The sequence below is a fragment of the Streptomyces sp. CA-142005 genome (genome assembly GCF_050942335.1).
Taxonomy (GTDB): domain Bacteria; phylum Actinomycetota; class Actinomycetes; order Streptomycetales; family Streptomycetaceae; genus Streptomyces.
Genome location: NZ_CP192078.1, coordinates 7152134 through 7174596 on the forward strand (window position 1 = coordinate 7152134; position 22463 = coordinate 7174596).

Consider the following 22463-nt stretch of genomic DNA (forward strand, 5'->3'; position numbering starts at 1 on the left):
CGATGACCGCTGACTCCTCTTCCTCCGGGCGCCTGGAGCGCGCCCTGGCGAGCCTGCGCGGACTGGCCGTGGGGGACGCCCTGGGCTCCCAGTTCTTCGTCCCGGCGAACTATCCCCTGCTGAAGCGACGCGAGCTGCCCGCGGGGCCCTGGCAGTGGACGGACGACACCGAGATGGCCTGCTCCGTGGTCGCCGTCCTCGCCGCACACGGGCGCATCGACCAGGACGCACTGGCCCGCTCCTTCGCCGAGCACCACGACTTCGACCGGGGCTACGGCCCCGCGGTCAACCGGCTGCTGAGACTCGTCCGGGAGGGCGAGGACTGGCGTGAGCTGGCCGCCGGGCTGTTCAACGGACGGGGGTCCTGGGGCAACGGAGCGGCCATGCGGATCGCCCCTCTGGGCGCCTGGTACGCGGACGATCCGGAGCAGGCGACCCATCAGGCGGAGATCTCGGCCTACACCACCCACCAGCACCGTGAGGCCGTCGTCGGCGCCATGGCCGTGGCCGCCGCGGCGGCGCTGGCCGGCTCACCGGACGGCCCGCCCAGCCCCGGGGCGCTCCTCGACGGCGTCATCGCCCTGGTGCCGAAGAGCGCCGTCGGCCAGGGACTCCGGCGTGCCCGGGACATGCTCGACTACGGCGACGCGGTCACCGTCGCGGCGGTGCTGGGCTGCGGACGCCGTACGACCGCCCACGACACCGTTCCCTTCGCCCTCTGGTCGGCCGCGCGCAGCCTGGGCGACTTCGAGGCGGCGTTCTGGACGACGGCCGGGGTCGGCGGCGATGTGGACACGACATGCGCGATCGTCGGTGGTGTGCTTGCCTCCGGCAAGGCGGGGACACCGCCCGCCGAGTGGGTGGAACGCTCCGAAGCGCTGCCGGACTGGGTGCCGACTGGGCTCTGAAGGGTCCGCCGATCGATGCCGAGCGGTCACTCGGTCGTGAGCTCGCGGGCCGCGCCGGTGGGTTTTACTCCGGAGCAGGCGAGCTCGGAATCTCTCCGCACCAGCGGGGAACTGTCTGTGACCGTCGGGAACTCTCTGTGACCGTCGCCCGTTCCTCTCATGTCCGCGACGGTCGGAGGGGGTGTGGAGATGACCTGCGTGCTGCCGGTGCTGGCGGTGGTTCCTGTCCTGGTTCTCATGCGGGCGCTGGTGACCAGGGTGCGGCCGGCCGGACCGTCGCATGGGCCGCCGTCCCCGGGCGGCGGTCCGGCCGACTGCGGCTCCGCGTGGACCGGGCCCGGTCAGCCGACGCCCGGGCCCGCCACGCCGGCGAGGGAGTCGAGATCGCTCTTGCGGACCCTGATCACCAGCCAGGAGGTGAGGAACGCGACGCCGGCCATCGCGGCAGCCGGCACGAAGGCGGTGGAGATGCCGTGGGCGAGCACCTCGTGGCCCCAGGGCGCCGGCAGCTGGTGCGTCTTGGCGAAGTCGGCCTGCTGCTCCGGCGAGCCGTTGGCGAGGAACTTCGGCAACTGCTTCTTCGTCTCGTCCTTGGCGGCCGAGCCGAACACGGTCGTCAGGATGGACAGTCCGAGCGAACCGCCCACCTGCTGCATGGCGTTGAGGAGTCCGGACGCAGCACCCGCCTCGTGCTGGGCGACGCCGGACACGGCCGTGACCGTGGCCGTCACGAAGTTCAGGCCCATGCCGAAACCGAACACCAGCATCGGCCCCAGCACGCCACCGAGGTAGGAGCTGTCCGGCCGGATGAAGGTCTGCCAGACCAGTCCGATCACCACGAGCCCCGTGCCGGCCATCATGAACGGCCGCGGGCCGAGGGCCGGCAGGAAGCGCTGGGACAGTCCGGCACCGACCGCGATCGCGACCGTCACGGGGAGGAAGGCCAGACCGGCCCTGATCGCGCTGTAGCCGAGTACGTCCTGCACGAACAGCACGATGTAGAAGAACATGCCGAACATCGCCGCGGCGAGGCTCAGCATGATGACGTATGTGCCCCAACGGTTGCGGTCCCCGAACATCCGGAGCGGGGTGATCGGCTCCTTCGCCCGCACCTCGGTGAGGACGAAGGCGAGCAGCAGCACCAGGGCCGCGCCGAACGAGCCGAGGGTGAGGCCGTCCCGCCAGCCGTTCTCCGAGGCACGGATGAACCCGTAGACGAGCGAGGCCATGCCCGCCGTCGAGGTCAGCGCACCCGTGATGTCGAAGCGCCCGGGATGCCGCTGGGACTCGTTGATGTAGAGCGGCGCGAGCGAGGCGATCAGCACACCGATCGGCACGTTGACGAACAGCACCCAGCGCCAGTCGAGCCAGTCCGTGAGCATGCCGCCCGCCAGCAGGCCGATGGCGCCGCCGCCCGCGGACACGGCGGCGAACACACCGAAGGCCCGGTTGCGTTCCGGGCCTTCGGGGAACGTCGTGGTGATCAGTGCCAGCGACGTGGGCGAGGCGATCGCGCCGCCCACACCCTGCAGGGCTCGTGCGGCCAGCAGCTGCCAGGGCTCCTGGGCGAGACCGCCCAGCAGGGAGGCGAAGGTGAACAGCAGGATGCCGGTCATGAAGACCCGGCGACGGCCGAGGATGTCGCCGGCCCGCGCACCGAGCAGCAGCAGGCCGCCGAAGGTGAGCGTGTAGGCGCTGACCACCCAAGTCAGATCCGTGGTGCTGAACTTGAGCGCATCTTGAATGTGTGGGAGCGCGATGTTCACAATCGTCGCGTCGAGTACCACCATGAGTTGGCATGCCGCGATGACGGTGAGTGCGATGCCGGGATGCCCCTCCCGGCGGGCCACGCCCGGTTTTGGCTCCTGAAGCAGCTGAGAGGTCGTCACTATGGGTCCCCCCTAAGAGTATTAGTGAACGCTCGCGTTCACTGTCGCGCCCACGGTAGTGAGCCCCAACAGTGAACGCAAGCGTTCACTTAATCTTGCGCCCCGCTTCGCGTCCCCCTGTTGCTGCGGCGTGGCGCACCCCGTCCCCGGAATCCCCGCTTCCCTTGTTGGAGAGACACAGATGGTTACCTCGCGCTGGACGGCCGCTCCCGATCGGGCGGCTTCCCCTCGTCGGCGCGGCGTGGTGCTGGAGCGCGCGATCCTCGATGCCGCGCTGGAGCAGCTCGGCGAAGTCGGCTGGAAAGGCCTGACCATGGAGGGAGTCGCCGCCGGCGCGCAGACCGGCAAGGCCGCGGTGTATCGCCGCTGGACCTCCAAGGAGGACCTCGTGGCGGATGCGCTGGTGGCCGGCCTGCCTCGGGTCGAGACGGCCCCGGACCTCGGCGGTGTGCGCGAGGACCTCCTCGCTCTGTGCCGCGAGGTACGGCAGATCATGTTCTCGCCCCCGGGTGTCGCGCTGCGCTCGGTGATTCACGAGTGCGACCAGGCTCAGGCGGAGCGCTTCCAGGAGGTGATCGTCGGAGGGGTGGTGGAACCGACCGTCAAGCTCCTCGGTGAGGTCATCACGCGTGGAATAGAGCGGGGCGAGGTGCGTCCGGATGCGGCCAGCGGCTATGTCTTCGACGCCATTCCGGCCATGATGATGTACCGCTCGAAAATGTGCGCCAGCGAATGGAGCGATCAGGATCTCGAAGAGATGATCGACCAGCTGATGCTCCCGCTGCTGCGGCCCTACGGAAGGTGATCCCGCGCGACGGCGATCCGTGCGGCGGTGGGCCGACCGGGGTGTCGGGTGACGACCCCGGCGGCGTACCCTAAGGGCGCCATGCCGTACGAACCACCCACTCACACCGTCGAGCGCTCCCTGCGCGCCACGACCGGAGCGAAGGTCATCGCCGGTATCGACGAGGTGGGGCGCGGCGCCTGGGCCGGACCCGTCACCGTCTGCGCCGCGATCACCGGACTTCGCCGCCCGCCCGAGGGGCTGACCGATTCCAAGCTGCTGACGATCAAGCGGCGCACGGAACTGGCGGAGATCCTGCGGACGTGGGTGACGGCCTATGCGCTGGGGCATGCTTCCCCCGAGGAGATCGACGACCTGGGGATGACGGCCGCGCTGCGGCTCGCCGCGGTCCGCGCCCTGGGCGCCCTTCCGATCCGCCCCGACGCCGTGATCCTCGACGGGAAGCACGACTACCTCGGCGCCCCCTGGCGGGTGCGCACGGTGATCAAGGGCGATCAGTCGTGTGTGGCCGTCGCGGCGGCGTCGGTGATCGCCAAGGTTCAGCGCGACAAAATGATGGCCGAACTGGGTGTCGACCATGCAGACTTTGGGTTTGCGGACAACGCCGGGTATCCGTCGCCCGTGCACAAGGCCGCACTGGAGGAGTGGGGGCCCACCCCGCTGCACCGCTTGTCGTGGGCGTATCTTGATGCGTTGCCTCAGTGGCGGCACCTCAAGAAGGTCCGCAGCTGGGCGGACGGAAGCGTTCCGGAAATCGAGGGCCAGCTCGGCTTCGATTTCTGACGGTTCCGCTCGCACTCATGTGCCACCCGGTCGCCCACGCCGCACCAACGTTTGATAAATATCAGCTCATGCCTCTCATTCCCGAGGAGCCTCAGATTCACGAGAGTGCCCAGGGTCCCCGCGCGACTCCGGCCAGCGGCCGTACCGCGCCGACCCCCCGCCCCGTACCCGGCCCCCGCCCCGCGGCTCCGTCCCGCCCCGGTCGTCCCGGTCCTCCGCGGCCGGCGCCGCCGGTGCAGCGCACGCCGCGTGACGTGGCTCTGGCCAAGCCGGGCCCGTCCGGCCCGGCCGCTCCCGCCGCCGCGGCGGCCACCCCGCAGATCCAGCTGATCCCGGCTTCGGCCGAGGGCGCGCTCGACGCCGCCGAGGAGGCGGTGGACCTGCTGCTGGACTCGGGCCGTGCCCCCGGGGACGTGCTCGTGATCACCACCGGGTCCCAGCACCCGTGGGCGGAGCACGAGCTGTCCTTCGGTGAAGCTTCCTACTGGGCGCAGCACGACGCCGGTGACGACGTCTTCTATGCGGACGCCGCCGTCGCCTCCCGCGCCGCGTCCCGTCCCGTGGTCGTCGTGGCCGTCAACGGAGGCCCCGCTTCCGCTGCTGCCTCGGCCCTTCCGCTGGCCCACACCCGGGCCGGTGCCCTGCTGATCGTCTGCGGCGACCCGCAGCAGATCAACTCGGTGCTGGGCGCAGGCGTCTGAGCCTCCTCAGGCACCCCGGGGCACCGGGGTGACAAGGGAACCGCTCCGGTGGAATGCGCATGGCGTGGCCTTTGGCATGCCCGCATATCGGTCGGCCGTTCCGCGCGCTGAGGGCTTTCCGGCATACACCAAGACGCCGGGCGCGGAGCAGCGGTTGCAGGGTGGGGGCCGGATCCCGGCCCATGCTGCTGGGCCTACCGAGGGCCGGCCCTCCCCGAGGAACGCAAAAGCCGAGCGTGCCAGAGGGACGCACGGGGGCGCGGCGCGTGGCCAGAGCGACGTGAAGGCCGTACCGCACCAGGCGGAAGCGGCCTGTGCCGTGCTGTGCAGGCCGGCGCCCACCCGGCGCGGCTCGTGCGGCGCGGAGTCCTGGCCTGCCGAGCGGTCGGCGGTCTGCTCGCCGTCCGTGCGGGCGGGGCGGTGGCCGAAAGGGGTCGGGCACTGGCCTGACCTCCTGCCGTGCCCTTCAGCGAGCCGCCGCGCGGCGCAGGACCTCGGAGACCGGGCCGCCGGTGCGCGGCGCGAGCGGCGGGGTCTCGGACGTGGCGAAGGGTTCGGGCGCGGAGTCGGCGTTGGGACGGCGGCCGCTGCGTCCTTCGCCGAGCACATGCCAGCCGTCGTGGGTCAGCGTGACGTACGCCCCGCACCGCAGCCCGTGCAGCGTGCAGGCGTCACGCAGGCCCCACATCCAGGCGCCGTCCTCCTCCGTCCAACCCGCGTCGCCCTCACGGCAGTAGACGAGGATGGCCGTGCGCACCGGGGTCCGGCGTCTCAGGTCGTGCGGAATCACCCTGCGCAGCTGCGCGAGCAGCGCGTTGCGGAACATCCAGCCGTCGGGCGGGGCCGGACGACGCGTGAACGACGCGCTGGCACACAGCCGCTCGTCCGGATCCAGCACTGCCACGATCGCCGTGGAGGGCCTCGGCAGATGGCGGGCGTGCAGCCCGCTGACGACCTCACGGGGGTTGCGCAGCAGAGGGATTCCGGCGGCGGCCCATTCGGCCGGCTCGAGCAGGCGACTGGCGGAAACGGCGGTCGACAACGAGGCCGCCGAGGACGAGGCGAATCCGAAGGTCACGTTCCTCCCTTCGGCTACGCGCCCACACTGCGGGCGAGGTCGGATTCGAGGGACCGCGCACCGCAGCAGAGCCCGACCGATCACGGGCGAGCCGCGCGGGGAGCGGACCTCAATTCTTCCTGCCGAACTTGGATGCGGCAACGAGCAATTGGGGCCACCGACTGTTATCTGGTGGTGCGTGGCTTATATCCCTACCCAAAGGTAAGCCCGATGACGCCTGAGGTGTCAGGCCGTGCCCGTACGGTTGCCGAGGCGGGGTGCCGGGTCAGCCCTGCACGGCCAGGACCAGCGGCAACACCGCCCGTGCGCCGGATTTTCTGAGCAGACGTGCCGCGACCGCGAGGGTCCAGCCCGTCTCCGTGAAGTCGTCGACCAGCAGCACCGGGCCGTCGGCCGCAGCGAGCGCCGAAGCGAGGGCGGGCGGTACCGTCAGCGCGCCGTCGAGGGCTTTCAGCCGCTGCGCGCTGTTGCTGCGCGACACCCGCGGCACGTCCTCGGCGTACTCCACGGAGCCGAGCAGCGGCAGCCGGCCGACTTCGGCGATCCGGGCGCCCAGCGAGTGGATCAGCGAGGGCCGGGTTCGCGAGGCGACGGTGACGACACCCACCGGCCGGTCCTGGGCGCCGGCCACACTGGAAGCCCAGCCGCCGGGGCCCTTCGCCCAGTCGGCCAGGACACCGACCACCGCCCCCGCCACGTCGTCCGGCACCGCGGTGTCCGGAGCCTGGGGCGCGAGCAGCGGACGCAGCCGGTTGCCCCAGCCGATGTCCGAGAGCCGACCCAGAGCCCGCCCCGACGCGGCCTGTTCACCGGCTGGAATGCGTCCCTTGAGATCGATGCCGATGGCCGGCAGCCCCGTCGGCCACATGCGGCGGGGCTCCACCTCGACGCCGGCCCGGCCCAGGTCGCTGCGCGCGGCGTCCACCGCCGCCGTGGATGTGTCGGCGGTGAAGCGTGGTCCGGCGCAGTTGTCGCAGCGGCCGCAGGGCTTGGCACCCTCGTCGTCCAGCTGGCGCTGCAGGAACTCCATCCGGCACTCGGTGGTGGACGCGTAGGCGCGCATCGCCTCCTGCTCGGCCGCCCGCTGCCGGGCCACCCAGTCGTAGCGCTCGGTGTCGTACGACCAGGGCCGCCCGGTGGCGACCCAGCCGCCCTTGACGCGGTGGACCGCTCCGTCCACGTCCAGGACCTTCAGCATGGTCTCCAGCCGGGAGCGGCGCAGCTCGACCAGGGGCTCCAGCGCGGGCAGCGACAGGGGGCCGTCCGCCCGGGCGAGGACGTCCAGGGTGCGCCGGACCAGCTCCTCGGAGGGGAAGGCGAGCGATGCGAAGTACTGCCAGATCGCTTCGTCCTCCTTGCCCGGCAGCAGCAGTACCTCGGCGTGTTCGACACCGCGGCCCGCCCGGCCGACCTGCTGGTAGTAGGCGATGGGGGAGGAGGGGGAGCCGAGGTGGACGACGAAACCGAGATCCGGCTTGTCGAAGCCCATGCCGAGCGCGGAGGTGGCGACCAGCGCCTTGACCCGGTTGGCCAGCAGATCGTCCTCGGCCTGCTGACGCTCGGCGTTCTCCGTCTTGCCCGTGTACGAGGCGACCGCGTGCCCCCGCTGCCGCAGGAACGCGGTGACCTCCTCGGCGGCGGCGACCGTGAGCGTGTAGATGATGCCGGAGCCCGGCAGATCGTCGAGGTGGTCGGCGAGCCAGGCCATCCGGTGCGCGGCGTCCGGCAGCCGCAGCACGCCGAGGCTGAGGCTCTCCCGGTCCAGCGGCCCGCGCAGCACCAGGGCGTCCGAGGTGCCGCCGGTGCCCAGCTGCTCGGCGACATCCGCGGTCACCCGGGCGTTGGCCGTGGCGGTGGTCGCCAGCACGGGGACACCGGGCGGGAGGTCGCCGAGCATGGTGCGCAGCCGCCGGTAGTCGGGACGGAAGTCGTGACCCCAGTCGGAGATGCAGTGGGCCTCGTCCACGACCAGCAGGCCGGTCGCGGCGGACAGCTTGGGCAGTACCTGGTCGCGGAAGTCCGGGTTGTTGAGCCGCTCCGGGCTGACGAGCAGGACATCGACCTCGCCGGCCGCGATCTCGGCCTGGACGGCGTCCCACTCCTCGGTGTTGGAGGAGTTGATGGTGCGGGCGTGGATGCCGGCCCGGGCCGCGGCCTCCACCTGGTTGCGCATGAGCGCGAGCAGGGGCGAGACGATCACCGTGGGTCCGCTGCCTCTGGCCCGCAGCAGCGAGGTCGCCACGAAATACACCGCGGACTTGCCCCACCCCGTGCGCTGCACGACCAAGGCGCGGCGCCGCTCGGCGACCAGCGCCTCGATCGCCCGCCACTGGTCCTCGCGCAGCCGGGCCGCGCCCGTGGCATCCCCGACGAGCCGGGCGAGGACGGCGTCCGCCTGTGCCCGGAGATCCGCGTTGCTCGTGTGCTCCATGCGTCCCATACAACAGGACGGGACCGACAAGCGGGCGGACCACTGCCCCGGGCTGTGGACAACGGGACGGTTTTGTCGTGTCCCTGATTCGACTTGTCCACAGGCTCAACCGGAATCTCAAGATCCGCGAGATCGTCGGCGCATGACGAATCACAGCGAAACCACCGGACCGTTCGAAAACAGCGACATCTCGGGACAGGAGCCGCTCACCGGCCCGTCCGCACACGACACGCAGGTCACGCTGCGCACCCCCGCCGAGCTGGCCGACGCCCTGCCGTACCTCCTCGGCTACCGGCCGGAGGACAGCATGGTGCTGGTGGCTCTGCACGACAAGGAAGGCCGGGGCAGGTTCGGCGGCCGGGCCCGGCTAGGCATCCCGGCGAACGAGGAGGACTGGGAGGCGGCCGCACGCCAGCTGGCCCACGGTCTGATCACCGGCAGTGCACGGCGCGGCGCCCGGCCCGAACAGATGGTGGCCTACGTCTGCCAGGAACCGGCCCCGGGAGAGTCCGGCCGCGACGTCAAACGACGGCTCGAGCGGCTCGCCCACCTGCTGCGCACCCAGTGCGGCGAGCTCGACGTGCCGGTCATCGAGGCACTGTGCATCTCCGACGGCCGTTTCTGGTCGTACTGCTGCCCGATCGAGAGCTGCTGCCCCGAGGACGGCTCGCCGATGGGCCTGCCCGGCACCTCCGTCCTGGCCGCCGCGGCCACCTACGCCGGCATCCAGGTGCGCGGCACCCTCAGGGAGTTGCGTGCCAGGCTGCAGCCCTGGGAGACGACCGCGGCCCTGGAGCAGGAGCTCGCCCTGGACGCGGCCGGTATGAGCCTGGTGCCCCGCATTCTCGACGAGGCGTCCCGCGCCCGAGTGGCTGAGGAGACCCTGGACCTCGCCGAGCGGATCATCCACCGCTTCGCCGTCGCAGCACCGGTGTCCGGCACGCATCCGGCGGACCTGCGCGACGACCGCCTGCTCGCACACGACGAGGCGGCGACTTTGATCCTCGGGCTCCAGGACCGTACGACCCGCGACCGCGCGGCCGCGTGGATGGAGGGCGACGAGGCGGGACCGGCCCTCCGGCTCTGGCGGGCGCTGGCCCGCCGCTGCGTCGGACCCTACGGCGAGCACGCCGCGGCTCCGCTGACGCTGGCCGGCTGGGTCGCCTGGTCGACAGGTGACGAGTTGGAGGCCCGTGAGGCGCTGGCCATGGCACTGGGCGCGGATCCCGACTATCTGTTCGCCCGGCTGTTGCACCAGGCCTGCAACGAAGGCCTCGACCCGGAAGCGATCCGCCGCTGCCTGCGTGCGAACCGTGCGGATCGTGCGAGCTGCACGCCGGCGGAGACCGGCTCACGGTCGCACGCGGAGGAGAGGACGGCGCGGGCCGAACTCCCGGCAGGCGAAGAGGCGACAGCGGCCGCCCGAGCGGACGACCGGCTCGGAGCCGAAGCGGGCCGAGGGACGGGCACGCGTCGACGGCGTCGTGTGCGGCCTGCCGACGGCGGCGATGCCCCTCGCCCGGCCCGGACGGGCGGACGGCGGAGGCCGCCCGGTTCGCACCCCGGCCCGTCGGCGGCCGAATCCTCGAGCCCGGGCAGCCGTGGCCTGGGCAGCGCGCGCACGCGTGCGGCGGAACCGGGCGGCACCACGACCGGCGCAGCCCTGTCGAAGAACGACCGGCGCGAGCCCGAAGGGGAGGGGTGATCGCCGTGCGGGGGAGCGCGGGCGGCGGGTCCCTGGCCGAGCAGGTCCGCCCGAGGAAGGCGCCTGGCGTTTCGACGGAATCTGCGGGCAGCAGCGGCACCCACCCCCGGAGGCTGTTCCGGAACCGGCCTCGCGCGAGTCGAGGCGACCGTCCTGGCGGTGACGCACTTCCGGGCCGCTTGGCCGGCCGGGTCCATCGGCCGCCCCCGACCGCTCGGGGCGCCCGCGAGGGCCCATCTCGCCTCCTCGACTCCGTACAGACCGACCACCTCGCCCGGCTGTTCGGCGCCCCGGCCATGGATGCGGGCTGGGGACTGCGGGGCATCAGCGTCAAGGAGGTGGGACACAACCCGTTCGGTCACCGGACCGGAGCCGTCCGGGTCCACGACACCGCACTCGCCGTCACCGGACTGGCCGCGGCCGGCTACGAGAAGAAAGCCGGCGGCCTGCTGAGAGGACTCCTCGAAGCGGCGGAACACTTCGGCCACCGGCTGCCGGAGATGTTTGCCGGCACGCAGCGCTCCAACGGGAGCGCCCCCCTCCCGCACCCGGCTGCCTGCCGGCCGGCGGCCACCGCGGCGGCGTCCGCGATCATGATGCTCACCTCGCTCGCGGGCATCCGCCCCGACACCCCGCCCGAACGGTCACCCTGAGACCCGTGCGCAGCGCGCCGCTCGGTGAACTCGGCCTGACCGGGCTGCGCGTCGCCGGCGCCCCGTTCGCCGTGCGCATCAGCCGGCTGGGGCTGGCCATGGTCGAGGAGGCGGCGGACGGCCTGCTACTGGGAGTGTGACCTCGTACGACACCACAGAAGCGAAGAACAGGAGCCGGTCCTGCGCGCCGTACCGGAACGAAGCGGCACCACCGTCGATGCGCCCGGGGAAGGGAGTGTTTATCGTCAGGAAGACGACTATGATCGCGGCATGCCCTACGACCCGTCAGCCTTTCCGCCCTTTGCCGTCACCGTGGACCTGGTCGTGCTGACCGTGCGCCGCCATGCCCTGTGCGCGCTGGCGGTCCGCAGGGGCGAGCCTCCGTTCCAAGGGCGCTGGGCGCTGCCCGGAGGTTTCGTACGGGCCGACGAGGACCTCTCCCAGGCGGCGGCGCGCGAGCTCGCCGAGGAGACCGGGCTGTGTGCACACGACCCCTCCGCACCCGCCCAGGACAACGGGGCGCATCTCGAGCAGCTCGCCACCTACGGGGACCCCAAGCGGGACCCGCGCATGCGTGTGGTGAGCGTCGCGCACCTCGCGCTCGCGCCCGACCTGCCCGCCCCGCGTGCGGGAGGCGACGCCAGCAACGCGCGCTGGGCACCGGTGGAGGAACTGCTCCAGCAGGGCGGTTACGGCCGTGACGGCGAGCCCGTGGCGCCGCTCGCCTTCGATCACGCCCAGATCCTCGCCGACGGGGTCGAGCGGGCCCGGTCCAAGATCGAGTACTCGTCGCTGGCCACCGCGTTCTGCCCGAGCGAGTTCACCGTCGGCGAGTTGCGCCGGGTGTACGAGGCGGTGTGGGGGGTGGCCCTGGACCCGCGCAACTTCCACCGCAAGGTCACCGGAACCCCCGGATTCCTCGTCCCCACCGGAGGAACGACCACGCGCCAGGGGGGTCGGCCGGCGCAGCTCTTCCGGGCGGGCGGTGCCACCCTGCTCAACCCGCCGATGCTGCGCCCCGAGGTCTGAGGGGCGCAGGCGGCCGGCCGCCCGGTCGATCAGGTGGGCCGATCGTGCGGGCGCGGCGCCGCTTCCCCCGAATGGCGGACGTTGACCGGGTTGATCGGCACCACGTGTGGTACTGAACCGGTTGATACCCGAAAAAGAGGACATCACGCGCTATCTTGCTGCAGGTGATCCAGGCCTTCGGACTGACCAGCAATCCCCGCAAGGCGCACCCACCCGCCCTCGACGACGTCTCCTTCGAAGCGCGCCCGGGGCATGTCACCGTGCTCCTGGGAGCCGCCGGCGCGGGCAAGACGACGGCGCTCAGGCTGATGCTCGAGCTTCAACCGGGGCGTGGCATCACCTACTTCAGAGGTCGGCCGCTGCATCGGATCGCCCACCCCGCGCGGGAGGTCGGCGTGCTCCTCGGCGACGTGCCGGGGCATCCGGCCCGCTCGGTGCGCGGACATCTGCGCATGTTGTGCGCGGCGTCGGGACTTCCGGCGCGACGGGCCGACGAGGTCCTCGAAGTGCTCGGCCTCGTCAGCCTTCGTGAGGAACGCCTCGGCACGCTCTCGTGCGGGGTGGACCGCAGACTCGGCCTGGCCTGCGCCCTGCTGCCCGATCCGCACACGCTCGTCCTGGACGAGCCCGCCGCCGGTCTCTCCGCCCGTGAGGCGCAATGGCTGCACGGCACGCTGCGAGCCCACGCCGGCCAGGGTGGCACGGTGCTCTTCACCACGGCCGATCCCAAGGAGGCCGCGCGCACGGCCGACCGGGTCGTGACCCTCGACGGCGGCAGACTCGTCGCCGACCAGGCGGCCAGCGAATTCGCCCGCACCCGGCTGCGTCCGCGGGTGGCCGTCCGCAGTCCGCACGCAGCACGCCTCGCGGCCCTGCTCGCCAAGGAGGCCCGTACCGCGCGCCGGTCCGTCGAGGTCGTACGGGAGGGTGGCAATCGCCTTTCGGTGTACGGATCGACGACCGCCGATGTCGGCGAGACTGCCTTCCGCCACGGCATCCCCGTGCACCAACTCGCCGACGAGATCGGCGACATGGGGCCGGGATCCGGTGCCGGGATCGGAGTCTCGTCCGGGGAGGCGAGCGCCGAGGCGGCGAACGGGCCGCACGTGGACCTGGAACACGCCTGCACCGGTTCCTCGCCCGCGGAGGCCGAGCCGACGGTGCGCGGCTGGCCGACGGTGGAGCCGGGTGCCCCGGAGGTCGTCCTGGCGGCGTCCGTGTCCGGCATCCCGGCGCCCGGTTCGTCGTCGGCCGAACTCGCCGCCTCTGCGTCGGACGCATCCATGTCGGGGCAGTCCGCTGTGGCGCCTGGCCTCTCGTCGGGCGAGCCGGGCGCCACGGCGTCGGGTTCCGCGAGGAGGGATCGCGTCACCCTGCCCTTCGGGTTCTCGGTGGGGGAGCGGGCGAACGCCCCGGCGGACACGCCGGCGCCGTGGCGGGCCGTGCCCGGCGTCGTCTCGGGCGAGGAACCGTCGGCGGGCGAGCGGACCCAGGCCCCCAGCGGTGAACAGCCGTCGCTCGGCGAGGCGTCCAGGGCCAGGGCGGGAACGGAGCACACGCAGTCCACCCGGCGCGTACCGGCCGAGGCTGCGTCGCCGGACGACGCGGCCCCGGGAACCGGCGGGACGGCACACGGCGAGGTCGGCCCCGTCGGGGAGGACGCGCTCGACGGAGGTGCCGGAGGGGCGCCCGCCGAGGCGCTCGCGGGAGTCGACGGTGGCCGCACCGCCGACACGATGCCCACCCCGTCCGCCGGGCACGATGCGACCTCGGCGGCCCAGGAATCGCAGACCGGCGGCGTGAGCGCTGTGGCAGCGGGCATCTCCGCCCTGCGCACCCGCCTCCCCGGCGCCAGGAACCCCGGCGCCGGTCAGCCGCAGGCCACCCGCGCCGCCCGCCCCGACGGTGTACGTTCTCCCGATCCCCTGTCCCCCCTCCCGCCCCCCATCTGCGTCCGCCCCGCCCCCAGCCCGCTGCGCCCCCTTCGCTACGAGATCCGGCGCGCCACCGGCATCGGCGTCGGCTTCGTCACCTGCGGTTCCGTACTGGCGGCGTCCGCGCTCATCACCGTAGTGCTGGCCAGGATCGGGCACACGCCACAGGCGCGGCTGTTCGCCGCGTGGCCGCGGGAGCTGCCACTACCGCCCGCGGCGCTCGCGGCGGGGCTACTGGGTGCGCTGGCCTTCGGAGACGAGTTCCGCCACCCCGCCCTCGCCGCGGACCGCGGCACCGTGCCCCGCCGACTGGGACTGCTCACCGCGAAACTGCTCGTCTCCGGAGCCACCGCGGCCATGCTGGCCTTCCTCACCGTGGGCTGCGACGCCGAAGCGCTCTACATCGTCTACGGTCGGGAGCTCACGCAAGTTCCCCCGGACTGGCTCTCATTGGGCGCGAGTTGGTTCTGTCTGGTCGTCGGTTGCGCATGGGCGGGTGTGCTGGCGGCCGGTGTGTTCCGGTCCACCACGGGCGGCCTCGCCGCCGTACTCGCCGTACCCGTTGTCATCGACCCCCTCGTGCACAAGGTGATGCAGGGGCCCGCCCTGCGCCTGGCAGCCGGATTCCCGGTGCGGATGCGAGAGATCTTCCTGCCGCAGTGGCCCTTCGGCGGCGAGCGCTACCTGCTCGGGCTGGCGCGGGTGCTCGCCCAACCCGTGGGCAGCGCACTTGGGTTGTCGCTGTCGGCGCTGCTGTGCGCCTATCTCTACACGGCACTGCGCACCCGGCTCCGGTGACGAGCGTGCGTCCACTTCCGATCCCGCCGTGTGCACAACTCCCCGTGGAAAGGCCATTTCTTTCCGATAAGGCGTCAATTGCGACGGCGTGAGCGATCACCCTTTCGTGTGCTTTTCACCAAAGACCTTAAGGGAGTTGGAAGCGACGCCGACAAAGGATCCGTGAGTACCCTTGCGCACACCATGATGACCGCCGCCCGCTCCACCGACTCCGGTCTGGCCGGCCCGGGCGAACTCGACCGCTATCCCTACGCAGAGCCCCAGGTGGCCGAACGCGTCGGAGCGCCCTCCTGGGAGGGCGCGGATCCCGAGCTGGGCCGCGTCGGCCGGCGTGCCGCCGGCAGCCGCGGACGCGGCCTGCACGGCCAACTCGTTCAACAGCTGGGACAGATGATCGTCTCCGGCGACCTGGGTGCCGACCGCCCGCTGGTGCCCGAGGAGATCGGCCAGCGCTTCGAGGTCTCCCGCACCGTCGTCCGCGAGTCCCTCCGTGTCCTCGAGGCAAAGGGCCTGGTCAGTGCCCGCCCGAACGTCGGCACCCGCGTGCGTCCCGTCAGTGACTGGAACCTGCTCGATCCTGACATCATCGAGTGGCGGGCCTTCGGGCCCCAGCGCGACGATCAGCGCCGCGAGCTGAGCGAGCTGCGCTGGACGATCGAGCCGCTCGCCGCCCGCCTCGCCGCCGGCCACGGACGGGAGGACGTGCAGCAGCGCCTCTCTGACATGGTCGAGATCATGAGCCATGCCATGGCGCAGGGCGACGCGCTGACGTACTCGCGCGCCGACAACGAGTTCCACTCGCTGCTCATCCAGATCGCCGGCAACCGCATGCTGGAGCACCTCTCCGGGATCGTCTCGGCGGCCCTCCAGGTCTCCGGCGGTCCGGTCACGGGTTGTGACCGCCCGAACGAGGCGTCGCTCGCGCAGCACGCGCGGATTGTCGACGCGCTGGGCACCGGCGACGGCGCGGCCGCCGAGACGGCCATGCGTCAACTGCTCACGGTCCACCCCGAGGTCGAGCGCGTGGTGCCCGCCCCGCGCGAGCACTGACCCTCGCGGTCAGGGCGGTGCGGTCGCCGGTGTGCGGGGTCAGCCCGGTTCTCGTGGCACTCGTGTCGGCGCCGGGCTCGATGCCGGCCGCCGCTGGACCCCGCCGGACCCTGTGCGGTCCGGCGGGGTCCAGCGGCGCGAGGGGCCGCCGGGGTCATGCGCGCGATCGGGAGGGATGGCAATGGTGATCTCATTTGCCAGAATCTGACCGCTTTTGTCCGCTTACGGGGTGTGACTCGGGCCACGCAGATTGGGCGTAACGCTCGGGGAAACAGCGCGATGACCTAAGAGGTGACAGCCGCGGAGGGAATACGGACGCCATCACAGGCGCTGTGCATCTTCCCGGCCCCCGCCCGCGCCGTCGGCCCATCCCCAGGCCGGTGGTCGGCTCCTGTCCGCAGTGGACGGTGCCGGAAGCCGTTTTCCAACGTTCCGAGAGGTTGTTCGTGTCGGCCAGCACATCCCGTACGCTCCCGCCGGAGATCGCCGAGTCCGTCTCTGTCATGGCGCTCATTGAGCGGGGAAAGGCTGAGGGGCAGATCGCCGGCGACGATGTGCGTCGGGCCTTCGAAGCTGACCAGATTCCGGCCACTCAGTGGAAGAACGTACTGCGCAGCCTCAACCAGATTCTTGAGGAAGAGGGTGTGACGCTGATGGTCAGTGCCGCAGAGCCCAAGCGCACCCGCAAGAGCGTCGCAGCGAAGAGCCCGGCGAAGCGCACCGCCACCAAGACGGTCGCGGCGAAGACGGTGACGACGACGAGGAAGGCGACCGCCACCACGGACGCCCCCGCGGCGCCCGTCGCTCCGGCCGCAGCCGATTCCGCCGAGGAAGCCGCACCGGCCAAGAAGGCCGCGGCCAAGAAGACGACCGCCAAGAAGGCGGCCGCCAAGAAGACCGTCGCCAAGAAGACGGCGGCGGCGGCCAAGAAGACCACGGCCAAGAAGGACGACGCCGAGCTTCTCGAGGACGAGGTTCTCGAGGACACCAAGGTCGCCGACGAGCCCGAGGGTGCCGAGAACGCCGGCTTCGTCCTGTCCGACGAGGACGAGGACGACGCGCCCGCGCAGCAGGTCGCCGCGGCCGGCGCCACCGCCGACCCGGTCAAGGACTACCTGAAGCAGATCGGCAAGGTCCCCCTGCTCAACGCCGAGCAGGAGGTCGAGCTCGCCAAGCGCATCGAGGCGGGTCTGTTCGCCGAGGACAAGCTGGCCAACGCCGACAAGCTGGCGCCGAAGCTCAAGCGCGAGCTGGAGATCATCGCCGAGGACGGCCGCCGCGCCAAGAACCACCTCCTGGAGGCCAACCTCCGTCTGGTGGTTTCCCTGGCCAAGCGCTACACCGGCCGCGGCATGCTCTTCCTGGACCTCATCCAGGAGGGCAACCTCGGTCTGATCCGCGCGGTCGAGAAGTTCGACTACACCAAGGGCTACAAATTCTCCACGTACGCCACCTGGTGGATCCGTCAGGCCATCACCCGCGCCATGGCCGACCAGGCCCGCACCATCCGTATCCCGGTGCACATGGTCGAGGTCATCAACAAGCTCGCGCGCGTGCAGCGCCAGATGCTCCAGGACCTGGGCCGCGAGCCCACCCCGGAGGAGCTGGCCAAGGAGCTCGACATGACCCCGGAGAAGGTCATCGAGGTCCAGAAGTACGGCCGCGAGCCCATCTCGCTGCACACCCCGCTGGGTGAGGACGGCGACAGCGAGTTCGGTGACCTCATCGAGGACTCCGAGGCCGTCGTCCCTGCCGACGCCGTCAGCTTCACGCTCCTGCAGGAGCAGCTGCACTCGGTTCTGGACACCCTGTCCGAGCGCGAGGCCGGCGTCGTCTCCATGCGGTTCGGTCTCACCGACGGTCAGCCGAAGACCCTCGACGAGATCGGCAAGGTGTACGGCGTGACGCGTGAGCGCATCCGCCAGATCGAGTCCAAGACCATGTCGAAGCTGCGCCACCCGTCGCGTTCCCAGGTGCTGCGCGACTACCTCGACTAGGTCACGGTCGTACGAGCACGAAGGCCCGGCTCCCCTCGCGGGAGCCGGGCCTTCGTGCTGCGCGCGAGCCCGAAGTGGATCACTCTGGGTGTTCCGGCATCACCCGAGAGTGAGGAGCCTGCATGCACCGTACCGTTGCCCAGGCACTGATCCGGCCACTGGCCCTGGCGGCCGCCGTGGCCGCCATACCCCTGGTGAGCGCGGCTCCCGTGGCCGCCGACAGCGTCGTGGTCGGCGGCTTTCCGATAGACGTCTCGCAGGCCCCGTGGACGGTCGCACTGTCCAGCCGTGACCGGTTCGGAGGTACCCGGGCGGGCCAGTTCTGCGGCGGCGTGGCGGTAGCGCGTACGGCGGTGCTCACCGCGGCCCACTGTCTGGCCGAGGACGTCCTCGGGGCGCCCCCGAACCGGGTGCGCGACTTCCGGGTCATCGCGGGCCGCACCGATCTGCTGTCGGGTGAGGGGCAGGAGGTCTCCGTGCGCGACGCATGGGTCAATCCGGGGTACGACACCGGGACCAACGCCGGCGACTTCGCCGTACTCACCCTTGCCAAGCCGCTGCCGCAGAGCGCGGTCATCGGCATGGCCGGCGCAGGCGATCCGGCCTACACGCCGGGCACGCAGGCCACGGTCTCCGGATGGGGCGACACGACGGGCGGGGGCGGCTATGCGCGCCGGCTCCATGCCGCACGCATGCGCGTGCTGCCCGACGACCTCTGCGCCCGCGCCTATCCGGGCGGTCCCGACGGCACCTACCGGCCCGACAGCATGCTCTGCGCCGGGGAGGCCGGCGGGGGCCCGGACGCCTGCCAGGGGGACAGCGGCGGGCCGCTGGTGGCGCAAGGCCGGCTGATCGGTCTCGTGTCATGGGGGAGCGGCTGTGGCAGGCCGGGCAGTCCTGGCGTGTACACGCGCGTCTCCAGCGTCTCCAGCGTCGTGAGAGCGCTGGAGGCGGCCTCACAGAGCCGCGAGCCCCAAGGACGCTCCTGACGCGTCGGCACCGGGATATGAGCACGGGCGGCCGCTCCTGGACAGGAGCGGCCGCCCGTTCACCGGCCTGTACCGGGGCTGGCTCGTCGTGTGTGCGAGATTCAGCGCTCTTCTTCGGAAGCGGTGCCCGGAGCGGACGTCAGCCGCTCCGTCTCGTCCTGTATCTCAGCGGCGATCTTCTTGAGTTCCGGCTCGAACTTGCGACCGTGGTGGGCGCAGAAGAGCAGTTCTCCGCCGCTGAGCAGGACGACGCGCAGGTATGCCTGGGCGCCGCAGCGGTCGCAGCGATCGGCGGCCGTCAACGGGCTCGCGGGGGTCAGAACAGTAGTCACGTCGCCTCTTCTCTAGCTCGACGAGCTGTCGTACCAGGGTCAACATCCAACCAGCCCGAAAACGTTCCCGCTCGTGGCTTTTCCTCGAAAAAATCTTCCGGGGCGGCTGTCTGCTGCCGGTTGGCGGCGAATGTGCCGTAGTGCGTCTCTTGGGGTGCTTACGGTTTCGCGCAGTGTTGTGTTTCGGTCCTCCAGGCCGGGTTGCCTGTTGTTCAGGAGGACGTGCCCGGAGCCTAAATGGTTCATGCCTCCAAGGGAACGTGATATGTACTTCACTCCATCGAGGGATCGAACATGCATGCGAGCCTGGACTAGTCTGAGTTCTCGACGAGGGTGGCGTTACACCGGCCCTACCAGGCCTCGGTACCCTCTGAGCGGCGACCGAAGCCGTCCCCTTACCCAGTAGGGGGCCAACTGAAATTCAGCGAGGAGCGAACCGCGTGACCGCCGACACGTCCGTGCCGTCCACAGCGCTGCTGGCAGGAGCAGACCGGGACGGTTCCAACTACACCGCGCGGCACCTGCTCGTCCTCGAGGGCCTCGAGGCCGTGCGCAAGCGCCCGGGCATGTACATCGGATCGACCGACAGCCGCGGTCTGATGCACTGCCTGTGGGAGATCATCGACAACTCCGTGGACGAGGCCCTCGCGGGCGTCTGCGACCGCATCGAGGTGATCCTCCACGACGACGGTTCCGTGGAGGTGCGCGACAACGGCCGCGGCATCCCTGTGGACGTCGAGCCCAGGACCGGCCTGTCCGGCGTCGAGGTCGTCATGACCAAGCTGCACGCCGGCGGCAAATTCGGCGGCGGTTCGTACGCCGCCTCCGGCGGTCTGCACGGCGTCGGCGCCTCCGTGGTCAACGCCCTCTCCGCCCGCCTCGACGTCGAGGTGGACCGCGGCGGCCACACGCACTCCGTCAGCTTCCGCCGTGGCGTGCCCGGGGCCTTCGCGGCCGACGGCGCCGACGCGAAGTTCGAGGCCAAGAGCGGCCTGCGCAAGACCAAGAAGATCCCCAAGACCCGTACCGGCACGCGCGTGCGGTACTGGGCCGACCGGCAGATCTTCCTCAAGGACGCCAAGCTCTCCCTGGAGAACCTGCACCAGCGCGCCCGGCAGACCGCCTTCCTGGTACCGGGTCTGACGATCATCGTGCGCGACGAGTTCGGCCTGGGCGAGGGTGGCAGCAAGGGCGAGGAGTCGTTCCGCTTCGACGGCGGCATCAGCGAGTTCTGCGAGTACCTGGCGGGTGACAAGCCCGTCTGCGACATCCTCCGCTTCTCGGGCAAGGGCACTTTCAAGGAGACCGTCCCCGTCCTCGACGAGCACGGCCAGATGACCCCCACCGAGGTCACCCGTGAACTGGGCGTCGACATCGCGCTGCGCTGGGGCACCGGCTACGACACCACCATCCGGTCCTTCGTCAACATCATCGCCACCCCCAAGGGCGGCACCCACGTCTCCGGCTTCGAACAGTCCGTGACGGGTGTGTTCAACGACGTGCTGCGCGCCAAGAAGCTGCTGCGGGTGGCCGAGGACAACATCGTCAAGGACGACGCCCTCGAGGGCCTCACCGCCGTCGTGACCGTGCGCCTGGCCGAGCCGCAGTTCGAGGGCCAGACCAAGGAGGTCCTGGGCACCTCGGCGGCCCGCCGCATCGTGAACAACGTGGTCACCAAGGAGCTCAAGGCTTTCCTGACCAGCACGAAGCGGGACGCCGCCGCGCAGGCCCGGGTCGTCATGGAGAAGGTCGTGGCCGCCGCCCGCACGCGCGTCGCGGCCCGCCAGCACAAGGACGCCCAGCGCCGGAAGACCGCCCTGGAGTCCTCGTCCCTGCCGGCGAAGCTCGCCGACTGCCGCAGCGACGACGTCGACCGCAGCGAGCTGTTCATCGTCGAGGGCGACTCCGCGCTCGGTACGGCCAAGCTGGCCCGGAACTCCGAGTTCCAGGCGCTGCTGCCGATCCGCGGCAAGATCCTCAACGTGCAGCGGTCGTCGGTGACGGACATGCTCAAGAACGCCGAGTGCGGCGCGATCATCCAGGTCATAGGAGCGGGCTCGGGCCGCACCTTCGACATCGATCAGGCCCGCTACGGCAAGATCATCATGATGACCGACGCCGATGTGGACGGCTCCCACATCCGCTGCCTGCTGCTCACGCTGTTCCAGCGCTACATGCGGCCGATGGTCGAGGCCGGCCGGGTCTTCGCCGCGGTGCCGCCGCTGCACCGCATCGAGATCGTCCAGCCGAAGAAGGGCCAGGACAAGTACGTCTACACGTACTCCGACCGCGAGCTGCGGGACAAGCTGATGGAGTTCCAGAGCAAGGGCATCCGGTACAAGGACTCCATCCAGCGGTACAAGGGTCTGGGCGAGATGGACGCCGATCAGCTGGCCGAGACCACGATGGACCCGCGTCACCGCACGCTGCGCAGGATCAACCTGTCCGACCTGGAGGCCGCCGAGCAGGTCTTCGACCTGCTGATGGGCAACGACGTGGCGCCGCGCAAGGAGTTCATCTCCAGCTCGGCTGCGACGCTGGACCGGTCGCGCATCGACGCGTAGCCGCTGCGCTGTGCCTCGGCCGATTCGGTTGGCCTCGGACGGGCTGAACCGGGCAGCCGGGGCGGGTGACGGGGGTAGGTGACCGGCGGAGGGGGACGGTGGTCTGCCTCCGCGGGTCCTGTGCTCCTGGGGCCCCGTGGTCCTGGTCGGTCGGCCGGCCTTTTCTGCGGTCGCCCGGGGCCTTCTGCGGTGGCCTGTGGGCTCCGGGGTTGGTCAGGTGGGCTTTCGCCGCTTGACGGATGGCCTTCTTCGCGGCCGCTTGCGGCGGGCCACGGTCGGGACGCGGCAGCCCGCGCCTTCGACCGCGACGGCCGGTCGCCGACGCCACATCCTGCCGCCCACTGACGCCACATCCTGCCGCCCACTGGCGACGTCGGCTTCACTGTCGGCGTGCGTGGGCTGGTCGTGCTGGGCCTGGCGGGGCGAGATACTGGCGGGCCGTACAGGCCCTGCTCCCGCGGGACCGGACCCGGCCTGATCCCGTCGGGCCGGACAAGGCTCGGTCCGGCGGGCCGGGTGTGGGACGGGGTCACGGGGGCTCGCGGACGCTTGCGTCAGCCCCCTCCATCCCAGGTATTCCAGGCCTATCCCAAGCCGAGTCATCGCGAGAGTTGCGTGGGCCGACGCTTCTGACGGGTGCCCGCCAAACGTGGTGCCGGGCTCCGCGGCCACCCCGCCACCGGCACTGTCGGCCAGGAGCCCGCGCCTCTCCCCGTCAGTGGGCGAAACCCCGGCCCTGACCGACCTCCGCCTCCGCCTCCGCCCGGCGCGGTATCCACCCGCGATCCACCCGCGGGATCTACACCCGTGGGTGGAG

The 22463-nt window shown here is 71.3% G+C and carries 15 protein-coding genes and 1 pseudogene; 12 read left to right on the forward strand and 4 right to left on the reverse strand.

Annotated elements, in window-relative coordinates; genetic code table 11:
• Window positions 1-2: 2 nt before the first annotated feature.
• A complete protein-coding gene (locus ACQPXS_RS33350) occupies window positions 3-908 on the forward strand; it encodes an ADP-ribosylglycohydrolase family protein (RefSeq protein WP_433453062.1) in 906 nt (301 codons plus the stop codon).
• A gap of 341 nt (window positions 909-1249) precedes the next feature.
• Here the strand turns inward: ACQPXS_RS33350 and ACQPXS_RS33355 are convergent, their stop codons facing one another.
• Window positions 1250-2797, reverse strand: a complete 1548-nt coding sequence (locus tag ACQPXS_RS33355; protein WP_433453063.1) for an MFS transporter — start codon at window positions 2795-2797, stop codon at window positions 1250-1252.
• Window positions 2798-2978: 181 nt separating this feature from the next.
• On the opposite strand from ACQPXS_RS33355, the gene ACQPXS_RS33360 reads away from it, so the two are divergent.
• The 3 genes from ACQPXS_RS33360 to ACQPXS_RS33370 all read left to right on the forward strand — a co-directional run bounded on the left by ACQPXS_RS33360 (window position 2979) and on the right by ACQPXS_RS33370 (window position 5086).
• The gene (locus tag ACQPXS_RS33360; protein ID WP_433453065.1) at window positions 2979-3602 is read left to right on the forward strand and encodes a TetR/AcrR family transcriptional regulator; all 624 of its coding nucleotides are present in this window, start codon (window positions 2979-2981) and stop codon (window positions 3600-3602) included.
• 81 nt (window positions 3603-3683) lie between these two features.
• The gene (locus tag ACQPXS_RS33365; protein WP_433453066.1) at window positions 3684-4385 is read left to right on the forward strand and encodes a ribonuclease HII; all 702 of its coding nucleotides are present in this window, start codon (window positions 3684-3686) and stop codon (window positions 4383-4385) included.
• A gap of 68 nt (window positions 4386-4453) precedes the next feature.
• Window positions 4454-5086 carry a hypothetical protein gene (locus ACQPXS_RS33370; RefSeq protein WP_433453067.1) on the forward strand — a complete coding sequence of 211 codons (633 nt, stop codon included), beginning with the start codon at window positions 4454-4456 and terminating at the stop codon, window positions 5084-5086.
• Between the two features lie 466 nt (window positions 5087-5552).
• Here ACQPXS_RS33370 and ACQPXS_RS33375 read toward each other — a convergent pair whose 3' ends face one another.
• The gene (locus ACQPXS_RS33375; protein ID WP_433453069.1) at window positions 5553-6164 is read right to left on the reverse strand and encodes a hypothetical protein; all 612 of its coding nucleotides are present in this window, start codon (window positions 6162-6164) and stop codon (window positions 5553-5555) included.
• Window positions 6165-6429: 265 nt separating this feature from the next.
• A complete protein-coding gene (locus ACQPXS_RS33380) occupies window positions 6430-8595 on the reverse strand; it encodes a RecQ family ATP-dependent DNA helicase (protein ID WP_433453070.1) in 2166 nt (721 codons plus the stop codon).
• 142 nt (window positions 8596-8737) lie between these two features.
• On the opposite strand from ACQPXS_RS33380, the gene ACQPXS_RS33385 reads away from it, so the two are divergent.
• From ACQPXS_RS33385 to ACQPXS_RS33415, 7 genes and pseudogenes are all read left to right on the forward strand, one after another.
• A complete protein-coding gene (locus ACQPXS_RS33385) occupies window positions 8738-10300 on the forward strand; it encodes a DUF4192 domain-containing protein (RefSeq protein WP_433453072.1) in 1563 nt (520 codons plus the stop codon).
• Between the two features lie 125 nt (window positions 10301-10425).
• Window positions 10426-11093: pseudogene (locus ACQPXS_RS33390) on the forward strand (glycogen debranching N-terminal domain-containing protein); the annotation flags it as partial.
• A 130-nt stretch (window positions 11094-11223) separates the two neighbouring features.
• Window positions 11224-11982, forward strand: coding sequence for an NUDIX hydrolase (locus tag ACQPXS_RS33395; protein ID WP_351208985.1), 759 nt, complete (start codon window positions 11224-11226; stop codon window positions 11980-11982).
• A 164-nt stretch (window positions 11983-12146) separates the two neighbouring features.
• Entirely contained in the window at window positions 12147-14714 is a 2568-nt protein-coding gene (locus tag ACQPXS_RS33400; RefSeq protein WP_433453073.1) for an ATP-binding cassette domain-containing protein, read from the forward strand.
• Between the two features lie 162 nt (window positions 14715-14876).
• Window positions 14877-15764, forward strand: coding sequence for a FadR/GntR family transcriptional regulator (locus tag ACQPXS_RS33405; RefSeq protein WP_433453075.1), 888 nt, complete (start codon window positions 14877-14879; stop codon window positions 15762-15764).
• 446 nt (window positions 15765-16210) lie between these two features.
• On the forward strand, window positions 16211-17761 hold the full coding sequence (locus tag ACQPXS_RS33410) for an RNA polymerase sigma factor (protein ID WP_433453076.1): 1551 nt from the start codon (window positions 16211-16213) through the stop codon (window positions 17759-17761).
• A 122-nt stretch (window positions 17762-17883) separates the two neighbouring features.
• Window positions 17884-18750 (forward strand): serine protease, encoded by an 867-nt coding sequence (locus tag ACQPXS_RS33415; RefSeq protein WP_433453078.1) that lies wholly within the window; start codon window positions 17884-17886, stop codon window positions 18748-18750.
• 101 nt (window positions 18751-18851) lie between these two features.
• On the opposite strand, the gene ACQPXS_RS33420 is transcribed toward ACQPXS_RS33415, so the two are convergent.
• A complete protein-coding gene (locus ACQPXS_RS33420) occupies window positions 18852-19082 on the reverse strand; it encodes a DUF7455 domain-containing protein (RefSeq protein ID WP_361124201.1) in 231 nt (76 codons plus the stop codon).
• A 440-nt stretch (window positions 19083-19522) separates the two neighbouring features.
• Between ACQPXS_RS33420 and ACQPXS_RS33425 the strand changes: the two genes are divergently transcribed.
• The gene (locus tag ACQPXS_RS33425; RefSeq protein ID WP_351805913.1) at window positions 19523-21646 is read left to right on the forward strand and encodes a DNA gyrase/topoisomerase IV subunit B; all 2124 of its coding nucleotides are present in this window, start codon (window positions 19523-19525) and stop codon (window positions 21644-21646) included.
• The last annotated feature ends 817 nt before the right edge of the window (window positions 21647-22463 follow it).